Here is a 13,574-nt window from a genome sequence, read left to right on the forward strand (position 1 = left end):
ACCTTTTTTATTGTTCATCGTTTCACTTAGATGATTACTTCTTATTAAGCTCAACCACTTCTTTGTCTAACTCTTCAAGCTTAGCAGCCATCTGCTCACGGGCTAAGTTAGCCAGTTGACGAACATTAGACTTATCGTAATCTTCAGTGCTGATTGGTGGCAACATTTCAACAATCACATGACCATTATTCCAACGGTTCAGCTTCACGCCACCTGTTGAGCTGCACACGATAGGGATAATAGGTAAGCCAGCGCCAATCGCAGCATGGAAAGCACCCGTTTTGAATGGCAACAAACCACGACCACGAGAACGAGTCCCCTCAGGGAACATCCAAACCGAAACATCACTCTCTTTTAGACTAGTAACCACTTGATCGATCGTACCTACCGCTTTGCTGCGGTTAGCTCGGTCAATTAGGATATTACCCGTCAACCAGTACAACTGACCAAAAAGAGGCATCCACGCTAGGCTTTTCTTACCTACTGTCACAACTTTAGGTGTTACCGCTGATGAAATCGTAAATAGATCCCAGCTGTTTTGGTGGTTTGCAACATAAACATGTTGGCCACGAGAGTAAGCATCTTCCGGGATGCGAAGCTCTAACTTCATGCCAAAGATTTTCGACATGCGACCGAAATAACGGCCAAAGGTAAATACGTGTTTCGGGTTACGTGGGCTTAATAGACAATAGCCACAACCAAATACAAACATAAGAATCGCAAATATCGCCACTGCGAAAATACGTAATATTGCTATCATTTTGCTCCTCACAACCGCCAAGTTGATTCATCTATTCACACAAAATAGGCAATAGATTCACTTGCGGTAAATACAACTATAAAAAAGCCGAAACCAAGGTTCCGACTTTTATGTTTTCATCTTACTGATTCATGAATCCACTAACCTAAGTTAGTTCGACTCGCTAAATCGTGTAATGTTTGCGCCTAAAGCTGAAAGTTTATCTTCAATCTTATCGTAGCCACGATCGATGTGATAAATACGGTCAACGATAGTTTCGCCTTGGGCAATACAGCCAGCAATAACTAGACTCGCAGATGCACGAAGATCCGTTGCCATTACTTGAGCGCCGCTTAACTTCTCAGTTTCACCACAGATAGCCGTGTTGCCTTCGATTTCTGCTTTTGCACCCATTCGCTGTAACTCAGGAATGTGCATAAATCGGTTTTCAAAGATAGTCTCAGTGATAACACCACTGCCCTTCGCCATCATGTTGAGCAGAGTAAACTGTGCTTGCATGTCGGTTGGGAAACCTGGGTGAGGTGCTGTTACGATTTTCACCGCTTTCAGCTCACGATCTGTCATATCAAGGCTGATCCAGTCTTCGCCCGTTTCAACCTTCGCACCCGCTTCTTCAAGCTTCGCTAATGCAGCTTCAAGAAGATGAGCGTTGGTGTTGCGACAAACCACTTTACCGCCAGAAACAGCAGCAGCAACCAGGAAAGTACCTGTTTCAATACGGTCAGCAACCACAGAGTGTTGGCCACCACCAAGACGTTCAACGCCTTCGATAGTAATCGTATCTGTACCTGCGCCAGAAATTTTAGCACCCAGTTTGTTTAGGAAGTCAGCCGTATCAACAATCTCAGGCTCACGCGCTGAGTTATCGAGTACTGTTGTTCCTTCCGCTAGCGTTGCTGCACACATGATAGTAATGGTGGCACCCACACTTACTTTATCCATCACGATGTGCGCGCCTTTCAGACGGCCATCAACACTTGCTTTCACATAACCATCTTCCAACTTAATGGTCGCACCTAGTTGCTCTAGGCCGTGGATATGCAGATCAACAGGTCGAGCACCAATTGCACAACCGCCTGGAAGTGACACTTGGCCTTCACCAAAACGAGCGACTAGAGGACCTAAAGCCCAGATAGAAGCACGCATTGTTTTCACTAAATCGTAAGGCGCACAAAATTCATTAATTTCGCTGCCATCAACATGAACACTACCATTACGCGATACTTTTGCGCCTAAACGCTTAAGCAGTTCCATCGTAGTATCGATGTCACGTAGGTGAGGAACGTTACTTACTTCCACTGGCTCTTCAGCAAGAATTGAAGCAAATAAGATAGGTAGCGCTGCATTTTTTGCGCCTGAGATCGTCACTTCACCGCTTAGCGGCTTATCCGATCCAATAACTCGAAACTTTTCCATCATAAACCTTAAAGTGACATCAGTTTCTTATCACGTTCCCACTCTTCCGGCGTGAAAGCCTTAATAGAAAGAGCATGGATGTCATTGCGTTGAATGTATTCCATTAGTGGGCCGTAGATTAGTTGCTGCTTCTTAACTCGATTCATGCCGTCAAAACATGGATCAACCGCAACAACTTCGTAATGACTGCCTTCCCCTTTCACGAAAATTTCCTGAAGGTTCAGTGCTTCTGCTAATAATTCTTGTACTTTTGTGCTGTCCACAAATAGCTCCTGCCTAATTTTTTATGTGTTCTGCCATCATTGGCTGGATATTGCTCAATTGGAACAACGTTCGTAATTGTTCTGGCACGAAACTGAGCATTATATGACAGTTTTGATTTTTTGCATGCTCTAATAAGTGAATTAGCATCACCATTCCTGCTGAATCGACTCGATTTATATGGCTAAGGTCAATTTCAACGCTCGATTCCGTCGTTTGCCACTTTTCCAATATACGCCAGATTGCAGGGACACTGTCTCGGTCTAAATCACCGAACAGTTGATACTCTTTAGAGCTTAGTGCTTGCCATTGAGAATGGCTCATTATTTGTTACTCTCAAAACGAATCGGTTGTGCGGCTAATTTCTCTAGTTCGTCTGCAACTTGTAAGATGCCTTCTTGACGAATCTTAGTATTCCACTCCGATTGCTTGCTCGACAACAAGCTAATACCTTCGGCAACCATATCAAATGCTTTCCACTCGCCAGATTTCTTGTCTTTGCGAAGCTTAAATTCAAGCTTAATGTTTGGTCGCGGCGTATCGATGATGTCGACCTTGATACTGGTAATGCGGCTATCCGCTTTGATTTTTGGTTCTGGACCAAATTCAATCGTCTGATCTGTGTATTGAGTCAGCACTTGGGCATAAGAAGAAACAAGGTATTTACGGAATGAATCGATAAACACGCCCACGTCTTTTCTATCCGCGCCTTTCAAGTTTGGTCCAAGTAACTTAAGAGCTGCATATTGTGCATTCACATAAGGCATCAACTCTTCTTCCACGATGACCTTCAATAACTCTGGATCTTGGTGGATGTTGTCTTGTTCACTCTTCAAACGCTCAAATGCCACTTCGGCAACTTGAGTCATCATCTGGTAAGGCTGAGTACGGTCAATCGATTCTGCAGCAAAGGCTTGGGTAGAAATAAGCAACGCCATTGCCGCCATAAACATTGATTTCAAGTAACCAATAGCTTTTAAATAACTAATAGTTTTCAACATTATCTTATTCCTTAGCTTCGCTGTCATTAGAACCACCAACGCTATACAGCACTTGGCCAATCAAATCTTCTAGTACCAATGCTGACTTAGTGTCTTCAATTGAATCACCATCGACCAACATCTCTTCATCATCAAAAATGAAGCCTGGAACCAGACTAATGTACTGCTCACCAATTAAGCCAGATGTTAAAATTTGAGCACTAGAGGTATCTGGAAATTGTGAGTACTTCCCGTCAATAGACAGTTCAACGACAGGAAGGTAGCTCTCGGTATCAAGCTCAATGCTTTTAACTCGTCCAACAACGACGCCACCCACTTTCACTGGAGAACGAACTTTTAGGCTGCCAATGTTGTCAAAGGTCGCTTTTAGATTGTAAGTATGGTTCGAACCTATGCCTTTTACGTCAGCGACTTGAAAGATCATGATTAAGATTGCGCAAATTCCGGCAATAACAAAGGTGCCGACCCATAATTCTAATTTTCGAGTTTGTTGCATGATTAATTCCCAAACATCAATGCGGTAAGAACAAAATCTAGCCCTAGTACCGCTAGAGAAGAGTGCACTACAGTGCGTGTGGTTGCCTGACTGATACCTTCTGAAGTCGGTACTGCGTCATAACCATTGAAAAGTGCGATCCAAGTTACGGTGATAGCGAAGACCATACATTTGATCATGCTGTTACCAATATCTCGGCCAAGTTCTACTGAAGACTGCATCGCAGACCAGAAACTGCCGTGATCAATGCCTTTCCAATCAACACCAACCAGTTGACCGCCCCAAATACCTACCGCCATAAAAATCATAGCAAGCAATGGCATTGAGATAAGCCCGGCCCAAAGACGTGGTGCAATAATGCGTTTAAGAGGGTCAACGGCCATCATCTCAAGGCTTGAGATCTGCTCTGTTGCCTTCATTAACCCAATCTCTGCCGTGAGTGCTGAACCGGCTCGACCTGCAAATAATAACGCAGTCACCACAGGCCCCAACTCACGCAACAGTGAAAGCGCGACCATTTGACCAAGGTTTCCCTCAGCGCCGTAGTCAATTAACACGACATAGCCCTGCAGGCTGAGCACCATGCCGATAAACAGACCCGAAACTAAAATAATAGCCAATGACTGAACGCCAACGCTATAAAGTTGTTTTACTAATAAGGGGAAGTTTTTTAGTCGCGGGATGCCAAACAAAGCCCCAAATAACATCAGGCTTGCTCGACCAAATGACTCACAGCTCGCAAGTGTACGCTTACCGACACCCGCAATAGTTTTAACAATCATATTAAAACAAATCCTTTTCTAAGCTCTTCGCAGGGAATCTAAATGGTACTGGACCATCGGCTTCGCCTTGCAAAAATTGCTGCACTCTCGGATCGCTATTGTTGTACAACTCATCAGGTGTTCCAGCGGCAATAATCTTGCTATCTGCCATGAGGTAAACCCAATCAGCAATACTCATCACCTCTGGCACATCGTGAGAAACAACAATCGAGGTTAAGCCCAAGGCTTGATTGAGATTTCGGATCAATTCAACCAATACGCCCATGGTGATGGGATCTTGGCCAACAAACGGCTCATCGTACATGATAAGTTCTGGATCCAGTGCGATTGCGCGCGCCAGTGCGGCACGCCTAGCCATTCCGCCAGACAACTCACTCGGCATCAATTGCGCAGCACCACGTAATCCTACCGCTTCAAGCTTAAGTAATACGATGGTACGAATGAATTTTTCATTAAGTTCAGTGTGCTCTCGCAGCGGAAACGCCACATTATCAAAGACATTGAGATCCGTAAAAAGCGCACCCGATTGAAATAGCATGCTCATTTTCTTACGTGCTTGATACAGCTTTCGACGTGATAATGCAGGGACATTGTCGCCATCAAACCAAATTTCGCCTTCATCTGGCGGCAGTTGCCCACCAATCAAACGCAGTAAAGTCGTTTTGCCAATCCCAGACGGCCCCATGATTGCGGTTATCTTGCCTTGAGGCACCTCTAAACTGATGTCATCAAAGATAACGCGCTCACCACGTGAGAAGCTGAGGTTCTTAACTTTCACAAGCTCAGTGTTCAACATATTTTTGTTGTTTCCTTGCTTTAAAAAACGCCAATTATGGCTGCAATAATAATGAGTCTACTTTAGAATTAAAAGCACTGTTCAATTAATTCATATTAAACAGGAATCTATGCAGGGATTTGAAAGCATTAGGAAATTATCTATTGATCTCTCTTTCTTGCCTGCTAACTGGTAATTAATTTGCCGAGTGACTTCCCTTTTATCTAGCAACAGGTCAAAATTAGCGGTTAATTCTCCGTTTTTATTAATTTTTTAGGAATCATCATGCTTGAAGCGATTGCGTTTCTTATTATCGGTCTAGGTTTTTTGGTGTGGAGTGCAGATAAGCTGGTTTACGGTGCCGCTGCTCTTGCTCGCAACTTCGGTATTTCACCACTAGTTATCGGTATGACGATCTTAGCAATGGGGTCTTCGGCTCCTGAAATGATGGTTTCTGCGACAGCAGCCCTTGATGGCAAAACAGATACAGCTGTAGGCAACGTACTGGGCTCTAACATCGCCAACATCGCGCTGATTTTAGGTATTACAGCCCTTATCAAGCCGTTATCGATTAGCTCAGGCGTGATTCGTCGTGAACTACCATTAATGATCGGTGTCACTCTGCTAGCGGGCGCCCTATTGTGGGATAACCATTTAGGCTTCTATGAAGGCGTGTTGTTGTTTGTTCTTTTTGCCGCGTTTTTGTTTGCTATGTTGCAAATCAGCCACAGCGAGAAAAAGAACGGCGATGCTTTCCTTGATGAGCAAGAATCAGAGATCCCTGAAGGCGTAAGTAACCCTAAGGCTGCAATGTGGGTCGTGATTGGTCTAATCGTCCTACCTTTAGCTGCTGATATGCTGGTAGATAACGCTGTGATCATCGCGAAGTTCTTCGGCATGAGCGACCTTGTCATTGGTTTAACCATCATTGCTGTTGGTACTAGCCTTCCTGAACTTGCAGCATCACTAGCCGGCGTTATGAAGGGTGAAGATGATATGGCTGTAGGTAATATCATTGGTTCAAACGTATTCAACATCCTTGCTGTTATGGGTATCCCGGGCATCCTAAACCCTTCGATCTTGAGCGAGTTCGCTATGGGTCGTGACTTCTGGGTAATGCTAGGCGTATCGCTACTACTTGTTGTGATGGCACTAGGAAAATCTCGTAGTGTGAATCGTATTGAAGGCGGCGTGTTAATTGTGACGTTCGTGGCCTACCAAAGTTACCTATTAATGAACATGTCGGCTTAATTGTTGATTTAACTTCCCGTACTTGGAGTATTTGATGTCTCAGCCATTTGATTACCGCAGCGTTGCAAAACAAGTTTTGGAAACCGAAGTTGCAGGTCTCACTCAATTAGACCAATATTTTAATGATGATTTTTGTAAAGCTTGCGACCTTATCCTGAACAACAAAGGCAAAGTCGTTGTGATGGGCATGGGTAAATCAGGCCACATTGGCAACAAAATCGCAGCAACATTGGCAAGTACCGGGACATCGGCTTTCTTTGTTCACCCAGGCGAAGCGGCGCATGGCGACTTAGGCATGATCGAACCTGGTGATATTGTGATTGCAATATCCAACTCCGGCGAATCGGGAGAAATCCTCAGCCTATTTCCTGTGTTAAAGCGTCTGAGCATCAAGATCATCAGCATGACAGGCAAGCCAGCATCAAACATGGCAACCCTGTCTGATATCCATTTACAAATTTCAGTACCGGAAGAAGCTTGTCCGCTGGGCTTAGCACCAACAACAAGCACCACGGCGACTTTGGTCATGGGTGATGCATTAGCCGTTGCACTTTTGCAGGCTCGAGGCTTCACCGCTCAAGACTTTGCCCTGTCTCATCCTGGTGGCGCTTTAGGTCGTCAGTTGCTGTTGAAGCTCGACGACATCATGCACACAGGCGATTCACTTCCTGTTGTAGCACCCGACGCACTAGTAAGAGACGCTCTACTAGAGATATCTCAGAAAGGCTTAGGCATGACAGCAATCGTTGGTGAAGATGGCCAAATGGCCGGTATTTTTACCGATGGTGATTTACGCCGTATCTTAGACAAACGCGTTGATATCCATAACACGCAGATCGGTGATGTGATGACGCTAAACCCGACGGTAGCCGAGCCAAACATGCTCGCGGTTGAGGGCTTAAACTTGATGCAAGCGAAGAGCATCAATGGCCTGATGTTATGCCAAGAAGGTAAATTAGTCGGAGCGTTAAACATGCATGACTTACTGAAAGCAGGAGTAATGTAATGACACAGACAGTCGAAACTCTATACGGCACTGTTAATTCAGATGTATTTGCAATTGCAAAAGAGATCAAACTGCTGATTTGCGATGTCGATGGTGTCTTCTCTGATGGTCGCATCTACATGGGCAACAACGGTGAAGAGCTGAAAACCTTCCACACTCGTGACGGTTACGGTATCAAATCACTGATGAACGCAGGCATTGAAATCGCGATCATCACGGGTCGCAAATCTCAAATTGTTGAGAATCGTATGACCGCTCTAGGCATTAAGCTGATTTATCAAGGTCAAGACGATAAAGTTAAGGCATACCAAGATATTTGCGATAAGCTTTCTGTAAACCCTGAAAATACAGGTTACATCGGAGACGATCTGATTGACTGGCCTGTAATGGAAAAAGTTGGCTTGAAGGTCTGTGTGGCAGATGGGCACCCGCTACTTGCAAAGCGTGCAAACTACGTGACAACCATTAACGGTGGTCATGGCGCGGTACGTGAAGTCTGTGACCTTATTTTACAAGCAAGAAATGAACTCGACGTGCATAAAGGTTTAAGCATATGAGTTTTACTCGTATTATCTATTTAATACTCATATTTATTGCCTCTTGGTCGACCTATTACTTGTACGACAAAGAGCAAACATCAACGATACAAGTGGCTCCAAATTTGGAGCTGCCCGCGTTTAGTGGCAAAAGCCTGAACAACATTAGCTACGACGAAAGCGGTATTCGCAGCTATCAGGTTGAATCGACGTATTTAGAACACTACTCAGTAGTTGGCGATACGCACTTTCAAAACCCAGTTCTTTCGGTATTCCGTGAAGGGCACACGATTGAATGGCAAGTCACCGCTGATCGCGCGATTATGGATGAGAATCAAGTTGTCACGTTTTATGACAACGTCGTGGCAAAGAACCTGTTGCCAGAAGCCAGCTTCGATACAATGACCACAGATAAAATGGTTGTTGAGCTGCCTAGCCGAGATTTTTATTCAGAGACTCCGGTCCATATGATCGGTACATTTTTTGAAACTGAGGGACAAGCAATGAAAGGTAACTTCGGTACCAACAATGCAACCCTCTTTAATTCTGTTCAAGGTAGATATGAAACTCTTACACCTTAGTTTATTCGCTTTGACCCTTGCGGCACCTAATGTCTATGCTCTGTCTTCGGATAGTGAGCAACCTGTCTACATTGACTCAGACAGCCAGCAATTGGATATGAAAAGTAACCAAGTGACTTTCCTTGGTGATGTGAACCTTAAACAAGGCAGCATCAATATCAATGCCGATAAGGTTATTGTTACTCGTAACGCCGTAAACGGTGAGATTGAAGAAATTCAAGGCTTCGGTAAGCCAGCAACCTTCTCTCAGCTTACTGACGACGGTAAGACACTCTACGGTGAAGCTGACGACCTGCACTACCAGCTTGTTGCCGACCGACTGATCATGACTAAGAATGCGATGTTATCTCAAGATGGCAGCATCATTCGCGGTTCTAAGATCACTTACCAGATCGGTTCTCAGAAATTAGTCGCTGACAGTGGTGAAAACAAACGAGTGTCAACGGTTTTACAACCAACGGAAGTGAATAAGTAACGATGGCTGTTCTTAAAGCAAAAAACCTAGCGAAAACCTACAGTAAACGTAAGGTTGTTACCGATGTAAGCTTACAGGTAGAGTCAGGCCAGATCGTCGGTCTGCTTGGGCCTAACGGTGCAGGTAAAACCACATCTTTCTATATGATTGTTGGTTTGGTGGCGCGTGATGAAGGTACCATCAGCATTGATGACCGAGACATCAGTATCTTACCAATGCACAGCCGCTCTCGTCTTGGTATCGGTTACCTGCCTCAAGAAGCATCGATTTTCCGTAAGTTGTCCGTAGAGAACAACATCATGGCGGTTTTACAAACCCGTGATGAAATGACCAACGAACAACGCCAAGATAAGCTGGAAGACCTGCTAGAAGAGTTCCACATCCAACATATCCGCACCAGCAATGGTATGGCTCTGTCGGGTGGTGAGCGTCGTCGTGTAGAGATTGCTCGTGCACTAGCAGCAAACCCGCAGTTCATTCTATTGGATGAACCATTCGCCGGTGTTGACCCGATCTCAGTAATCGATATCAAAAAAATCATTGTTCACCTGCGTGATCGCGGCTTGGGCGTTTTGATTACCGACCACAACGTTCGTGAAACATTAGACGTGTGTGAAAAAGCTTACATCGTAAGCCAAGGACACCTGATCGCTGAGGGTACTCCTGAAGATGTTCTCAATAACGAACAAGTTAAACAAGTTTATCTAGGCGAACAATTCCGTCTATGATTATATAGAGAGTATCGAGAGTTCTAAGAATAATAACTAGGTAAGTCACACTGAATGAAACCCTCATTACAACTTAAGCTAGGCCAACAGTTAGCAATGACTCCTCAATTGCAGCAAGCGATTCGTTTGTTGCAATTGTCTACTTTAGATTTGCAGCAAGAGATTCAAGAAGCACTTGAATCTAACCCACTACTCGATGTCGAAGAAGGCAATGAAGATACGCCAACATCGGAAGAAAAACCTAGCAGTGACGAAAAAGAAACTGTTGAAGCCACAGAGCAAGACTTACCTGATAGCTCAGACTTAATCGAAAAATCAGAGATTGGCAACGAACTAGAAATCGACACAACTTGGGAAGACGTCTACAGCGCGAACACCGGTAACACGGGTATTGCGATTGATGACGACATGCCGGTTTATCAAGGCGAAACCACTCAAAGCCTGCACGATTACCTACTTTGGCAACTCGACTTAACGCCATTCACTGACACCGACCGAAGCATCGCTTTTGCATTAATCGATGCCATCGACGACTACGGCTACCTCACTGTAACTTGTGAAGACATCCTTGAAAACTTCGACAATGAAGAGATCGAGCTTGATGAAATTGAAGCGGTACGTAAACGAATTCAGCAGTTTGATCCGCTAGGTGTCGGTTCAGTCAACCTGCAAGATTGCTTGTTACTGCAACTGGCAACCTTTCCCCAAGATACGCCTTGGCTTAACGAAGCTAAGTTAGTACTTACTAGCCATATCGACCAACTCGGCAATCGCGATTACAAACTGGTTATCAAAGAGACCAAGTTGAAAGAAGCAGAACTACGTGAAGTTTTGCAACTGATTCAACAGCTGGACCCTCGTCCTGGCAGTAAGATTACTCCGGATGAAACTGAGTATGTGGTTCCAGATGTATCTGTCTTCAAAGACCTTGGCAAATGGTTAGTGACCATTAACCCTGATAGCGTGCCTAAGTTGAAAGTGAATCAGCAGTACGCTGATCTGGGCAGTAAAGGCAACAGCGCCGACAATCAATACATCCGCTCAAATTTGCAAGAAGCAAAGTGGTTAATTAAAAGCCTAGAGAGCCGAAATGAGACGCTACTCAAAGTTGCGCGATGCATTGTTGAACATCAGCGTGATTTCTTCGAACATGGCGAAGAAGCGATGAAGCCAATGGTTCTTAATGATGTTGCGTTAGCTGTTGATATGCACGAATCCACGATCTCTCGTGTGACGACTCAAAAATTCATGCATACGCCACGTGGCATCTTCGAGCTCAAATACTTTTTCTCAAGCCATGTCAGCACTGACAATGGCGGTGAATGTTCATCTACAGCAATTCGCGCACTCATCAAGAAGCTTGTCGCAGCGGAAAATACCGCGAAGCCTCTAAGTGATAGTAAGATTGCTGCTTTACTGGCTGACCAAGGAATTCAGGTAGCTAGACGTACCATAGCGAAATACCGTGAGTCTCTGGGCATTGCCCCATCGAGTCAGCGTAAACGCCTGCTATAAGCTCATTTAGTCGCTAGTTACTTAGCAACTATGATCAGGCAACCAACTGAAAAGGAAAGTCTATGCAAATCAATATTCAAGGCCATCACGTTGATCTTACCGATTCAATGCAAGACTATGTTCACACCAAATTCGACAAACTTGAGCGCTTCTTTGATCATATCAATAGCGTTCAGGTTGTTTTAAAAGTTGAGAAAATCAATCAAATCGCAGAAGCTACCCTGCATATAAATCAGGGGGAAATCCATGCGACAGCAACAGATGAAAGCATGTATGCCGCGATTGATTCATTGGTTGATAAACTCGTCCGCCAACTCAACAAGCACAAAGAAAAGCTAAGTAGTCACTAACATGCAATTAAGCGAAGTACTTTCATTGGACTGCACCAAAAGTGCAGTCCAATGCACAAGCAAAAAAAGAGCCCTTGAGCTCATCAGCCAGATAGCAGCTGAGAGCTGCGGTCAAGATTCAACAGAGCTATTTGAGTGTATGTTGAGCCGTGAGAAGATGGGCAGTACCGGTATTGGTAATGGTATCGCGATTCCCCATGCTCGTATGAATGTCAGTGATAAAGCGATAGCTGTATTACTGCAATGCCAAGATCCTATCGAATTTGATGCGATTGATAATCGTCCTGTCGACCTACTATTTGCCCTGCTTGTTCCTAGCGAACAATGCAAAGAGCATCTAAAAACCCTTTCTTGTATGGCAGAACGACTAAACGACAAGCAGACTCTTAAACAGCTGCGTAATGCTCAGAGCGATCAAGAGCTTTACGACATCATGATTCAAGTGCCAACTTGCGAGCAATAACATGCGATTAATCGTGGTTAGTGGCCAATCAGGGGCCGGTAAAAGTGTTGCGTTACGAGTCCTAGAAGACTTGGGGTATTACTGTGTCGATAATCTACCAGTAAACCTGCTCAACAACTTTGTCGAATCGGTACGCGAAAGCAACCAAAACGTTGCGGTAAGTATTGATATACGTAACCTACCGAAAGAGCCTCAGTTAGTCACCGACACGCTCGAGCAACTCGAGTCAGCTACAAACATCGATGTTGATGTATTGTTCCTCGATGCCAGCAAGCAGACACTCCTTAAGCGCTACAGCGAAACCCGCAGAATCCACCCTTTATCAATTGGCCAAGAAAAGCTATCTCTTGAGCAAGCGATTGATTTAGAGAAGACACTTCTGACACCTCTCGCAGAGCACGCCAGCATTGTGATCGACAGCAGTGACTGCAACCTCTACGAATTGAGTGAAAAGGTTCGATTTAAAGTTGAAGGCAAAGAGAAGCAAGAGCTGATCATCGTCTTTCAATCTTTCGGTTTTAAGTATGGCTTGCCAAGTGATGCCGACTACGTGTTTGATGTTCGCTTTTTGCCGAACCCTCACTGGGAACCTGCACTACGACCACTAACCGGGCTAGATGCACCAATTCACTCCTTTCTAGAAGAACACTCAGAAGTTCTGGAACTCAAGCAACAGATCCAAGGCTTTGTTGAACAGTGGTTACCAATGTTAGAGAAGAACAATCGCAGTTACCTAACGGTCGCGATTGGCTGTACTGGCGGCAAACACCGCTCGGTTTATCTAACCCAGAAAATTGGTGAGTACTTTGAGCAACTTGGCCATCAAGTTCAAATCAGACACGCCTCCCTAGAGAAGCACCAACAGGGCTAACCATGGAATTAACTCGAACTGTACTGATCCAAAATCGCTTGGGTCTTCACGCTAGAGCAGCCGTAAAGTTGGTTGAGCTTGCACAAAGCTTTGATGCAACCATCACTATCCATAGCGAAGAAGATAAAACAGCAACAGCAGACAGCGTAATGGGGTTACTTATGCTGGAATCAGCGCAAGGGCAACATATTACGATTCAAGCTGCAGGTACCGATTCACAGCAAGCACTGGATGCCGTCTGTCATCTCATTGAAGACAAGTTTGATGAGGGTGAGTAGCGAAAACGCTTCACTCACAACGCCTAAGA

The 13,574-nt window shown here is 44.7% G+C and carries 19 protein-coding genes; 11 read left to right on the forward strand and 8 right to left on the reverse strand.

The features are described 5' to 3' along the window. Nucleotides 1-34 precede the first annotated feature (34 nt). The 8 genes from AB6D06_RS18080 to mlaF form a co-directional block, all read right to left on the reverse strand. Complete coding sequence (locus AB6D06_RS18080) at nt 35-760, reverse strand: 1-acylglycerol-3-phosphate O-acyltransferase (RefSeq protein ID WP_004735318.1); 726 nt, start codon at nt 758-760, stop codon at nt 35-37. A 150-nt stretch (nt 761-910) separates the two neighbouring features. Continuing rightward, nucleotides 911-2,176: a UDP-N-acetylglucosamine 1-carboxyvinyltransferase gene (gene murA / locus AB6D06_RS18085; protein WP_372100561.1), complete on the reverse strand. Its 1,266-nt coding sequence runs from the start codon at nt 2,174-2,176 to the stop codon at nt 911-913. A gap of 8 nt (nt 2,177-2,184) precedes the next feature. Further along, nucleotides 2,185-2,439: a BolA family iron metabolism protein IbaG gene (ibaG, locus tag AB6D06_RS18090; RefSeq protein ID WP_017058924.1), complete on the reverse strand. Its 255-nt coding sequence runs from the start codon at nt 2,437-2,439 to the stop codon at nt 2,185-2,187. A 13-nt stretch (nt 2,440-2,452) separates the two neighbouring features. Beyond that, nucleotides 2,453-2,761, reverse strand: a complete 309-nt coding sequence (locus AB6D06_RS18095; RefSeq protein ID WP_017058923.1) for a lipid asymmetry maintenance protein MlaB — start codon at nt 2,759-2,761, stop codon at nt 2,453-2,455. Beyond that, nucleotides 2,761-3,390 carry a phospholipid-binding protein MlaC gene (locus tag AB6D06_RS18100; RefSeq protein ID WP_120459707.1) on the reverse strand — a complete coding sequence of 210 codons (630 nt, stop codon included), beginning with the start codon at nt 3,388-3,390 and terminating at the stop codon, nt 2,761-2,763. Before AB6D06_RS18100 ends, AB6D06_RS18095 begins: the two co-directional genes overlap by 1 nt. A 52-nt stretch (nt 3,391-3,442) precedes the next feature. After that, on the reverse strand, nt 3,443-3,934 hold the full coding sequence (mlaD, locus tag AB6D06_RS18105) for an outer membrane lipid asymmetry maintenance protein MlaD (protein ID WP_017058921.1): 492 nt from the start codon (nt 3,932-3,934) through the stop codon (nt 3,443-3,445). A gap of 2 nt (nt 3,935-3,936) precedes the next feature. After that, nucleotides 3,937-4,716: a lipid asymmetry maintenance ABC transporter permease subunit MlaE gene (gene mlaE, locus AB6D06_RS18110; RefSeq protein ID WP_017058920.1), complete on the reverse strand. Its 780-nt coding sequence runs from the start codon at nt 4,714-4,716 to the stop codon at nt 3,937-3,939. A 1-nt stretch (nt 4,717) separates the two neighbouring features. Continuing rightward, a complete protein-coding gene (mlaF, locus tag AB6D06_RS18115; RefSeq protein ID WP_171733232.1) occupies nt 4,718-5,512 on the reverse strand; it encodes a phospholipid ABC transporter ATP-binding protein MlaF in 795 nt (264 codons plus the stop codon). A 264-nt stretch (nt 5,513-5,776) separates the two neighbouring features. On the opposite strand from mlaF, the gene AB6D06_RS18120 reads away from it, so the two are divergent. The 11 genes from AB6D06_RS18120 to AB6D06_RS18170 all read left to right on the forward strand — a co-directional run bounded on the left by AB6D06_RS18120 (nt 5,777) and on the right by AB6D06_RS18170 (nt 13,545). Beyond that, nucleotides 5,777-6,742, forward strand: coding sequence for a calcium/sodium antiporter (locus AB6D06_RS18120; RefSeq protein ID WP_372111271.1), 966 nt, complete (start codon nt 5,777-5,779; stop codon nt 6,740-6,742). A gap of 34 nt (nt 6,743-6,776) precedes the next feature. Then, complete coding sequence (gene kdsD, locus AB6D06_RS18125) at nt 6,777-7,748, forward strand: arabinose-5-phosphate isomerase KdsD (RefSeq protein WP_017058917.1); 972 nt, start codon at nt 6,777-6,779, stop codon at nt 7,746-7,748. Beyond that, nucleotides 7,748-8,305, forward strand: coding sequence for a 3-deoxy-manno-octulosonate-8-phosphatase KdsC (gene kdsC / locus AB6D06_RS18130; protein WP_017058916.1), 558 nt, complete (start codon nt 7,748-7,750; stop codon nt 8,303-8,305). The genes kdsD and kdsC overlap by 1 nt, the downstream gene beginning before the upstream one ends. Then, complete coding sequence (gene lptC, locus AB6D06_RS18135) at nt 8,302-8,865, forward strand: LPS export ABC transporter periplasmic protein LptC (RefSeq protein WP_004735306.1); 564 nt, start codon at nt 8,302-8,304, stop codon at nt 8,863-8,865. The genes kdsC and lptC overlap by 4 nt, the downstream gene beginning before the upstream one ends. After that, on the forward strand, nt 8,846-9,340 hold the full coding sequence (lptA, locus tag AB6D06_RS18140) for a lipopolysaccharide transport periplasmic protein LptA (protein ID WP_017058914.1): 495 nt from the start codon (nt 8,846-8,848) through the stop codon (nt 9,338-9,340). Before lptC ends, lptA begins: the two co-directional genes overlap by 20 nt. A gap of 2 nt (nt 9,341-9,342) precedes the next feature. Next, on the forward strand, nt 9,343-10,068 hold the full coding sequence (gene lptB, locus AB6D06_RS18145; RefSeq protein WP_004735304.1) for an LPS export ABC transporter ATP-binding protein: 726 nt from the start codon (nt 9,343-9,345) through the stop codon (nt 10,066-10,068). A gap of 54 nt (nt 10,069-10,122) precedes the next feature. Then, nucleotides 10,123-11,583, forward strand: coding sequence for an RNA polymerase factor sigma-54 (locus tag AB6D06_RS18150; protein WP_017058913.1), 1,461 nt, complete (start codon nt 10,123-10,125; stop codon nt 11,581-11,583). 62 nt (nt 11,584-11,645) lie between these two features. Further along, nucleotides 11,646-11,933 carry a ribosome hibernation promoting factor gene (gene hpf / locus AB6D06_RS18155; RefSeq protein WP_009847742.1) on the forward strand — a complete coding sequence of 96 codons (288 nt, stop codon included), beginning with the start codon at nt 11,646-11,648 and terminating at the stop codon, nt 11,931-11,933. A 1-nt stretch (nt 11,934) separates the two neighbouring features. After that, a complete protein-coding gene (ptsN, locus tag AB6D06_RS18160; protein ID WP_004738707.1) occupies nt 11,935-12,396 on the forward strand; it encodes a PTS IIA-like nitrogen regulatory protein PtsN in 462 nt (153 codons plus the stop codon). Nucleotide 12,397: 1 nt separating this feature from the next. After that, on the forward strand, nt 12,398-13,267 hold the full coding sequence (gene rapZ, locus AB6D06_RS18165) for an RNase adapter RapZ (protein ID WP_017063735.1): 870 nt from the start codon (nt 12,398-12,400) through the stop codon (nt 13,265-13,267). Nucleotides 13,268-13,269: 2 nt separating this feature from the next. Next, entirely contained in the window at nt 13,270-13,545 is a 276-nt protein-coding gene (locus AB6D06_RS18170; RefSeq protein ID WP_017066670.1) for an HPr family phosphocarrier protein, read from the forward strand. Nucleotides 13,546-13,574 lie beyond the last annotated feature (29 nt).

Source organism: Vibrio sp. 10N.239.311.G01, assembly GCF_041465805.1.
Classification (GTDB): Bacteria; Pseudomonadota; Gammaproteobacteria; order Enterobacterales; family Vibrionaceae; genus Vibrio; species Vibrio crassostreae_C.

Excerpts from the sequence above, each read along its gene's own strand:
- AB6D06_RS18080 (WP_004735318.1), bottom strand. The coding sequence starts at position 760 with ATGATAGCAATATTACGTATTTTCGCAGTGGCGATATTTGCGATTCTT.
- murA (WP_372100561.1), bottom strand. The coding sequence starts at position 2,176 with ATGGAAAAGTTTCGAGTTATTGGATCGGATAAGCCGCTAAGCGGTGAA.
- AB6D06_RS18095 (WP_017058923.1), bottom strand. The coding sequence starts at position 2,761 with ATGAGCCATTCTCAATGGCAAGCACTAAGCTCTAAAGAGTATCAACTG.
- AB6D06_RS18100 (WP_120459707.1), bottom strand. The coding sequence starts at position 3,390 with ATGTTTATGGCGGCAATGGCGTTGCTTATTTCTACCCAAGCCTTTGCT.
- mlaD (WP_017058921.1), bottom strand. The coding sequence starts at position 3,934 with ATGCAACAAACTCGAAAATTAGAATTATGGGTCGGCACCTTTGTTATT.
- mlaE (WP_017058920.1), bottom strand. The coding sequence starts at position 4,716 with ATGATTGTTAAAACTATTGCGGGTGTCGGTAAGCGTACACTTGCGAGC.
- mlaF (WP_171733232.1), bottom strand. The coding sequence starts at position 5,512 with ATGTTGAACACTGAGCTTGTGAAAGTTAAGAACCTCAGCTTCTCACGT.
- AB6D06_RS18120 (WP_372111271.1), top strand. The coding sequence starts at position 5,777 with ATGCTTGAAGCGATTGCGTTTCTTATTATCGGTCTAGGTTTTTTGGTG.
- kdsD (WP_017058917.1), top strand. The coding sequence starts at position 6,777 with ATGTCTCAGCCATTTGATTACCGCAGCGTTGCAAAACAAGTTTTGGAA.
- kdsC (WP_017058916.1), top strand. The coding sequence starts at position 7,748 with ATGACACAGACAGTCGAAACTCTATACGGCACTGTTAATTCAGATGTA.
- lptC (WP_004735306.1), top strand. The coding sequence starts at position 8,302 with ATGAGTTTTACTCGTATTATCTATTTAATACTCATATTTATTGCCTCT.
- lptA (WP_017058914.1), top strand. The coding sequence starts at position 8,846 with ATGAAACTCTTACACCTTAGTTTATTCGCTTTGACCCTTGCGGCACCT.
- lptB (WP_004735304.1), top strand. The coding sequence starts at position 9,343 with ATGGCTGTTCTTAAAGCAAAAAACCTAGCGAAAACCTACAGTAAACGT.
- AB6D06_RS18150 (WP_017058913.1), top strand. The coding sequence starts at position 10,123 with ATGAAACCCTCATTACAACTTAAGCTAGGCCAACAGTTAGCAATGACT.
- hpf (WP_009847742.1), top strand. The coding sequence starts at position 11,646 with ATGCAAATCAATATTCAAGGCCATCACGTTGATCTTACCGATTCAATG.
- ptsN (WP_004738707.1), top strand. The coding sequence starts at position 11,935 with ATGCAATTAAGCGAAGTACTTTCATTGGACTGCACCAAAAGTGCAGTC.
- rapZ (WP_017063735.1), top strand. The coding sequence starts at position 12,398 with ATGCGATTAATCGTGGTTAGTGGCCAATCAGGGGCCGGTAAAAGTGTT.
- AB6D06_RS18170 (WP_017066670.1), top strand. The coding sequence starts at position 13,270 with ATGGAATTAACTCGAACTGTACTGATCCAAAATCGCTTGGGTCTTCAC.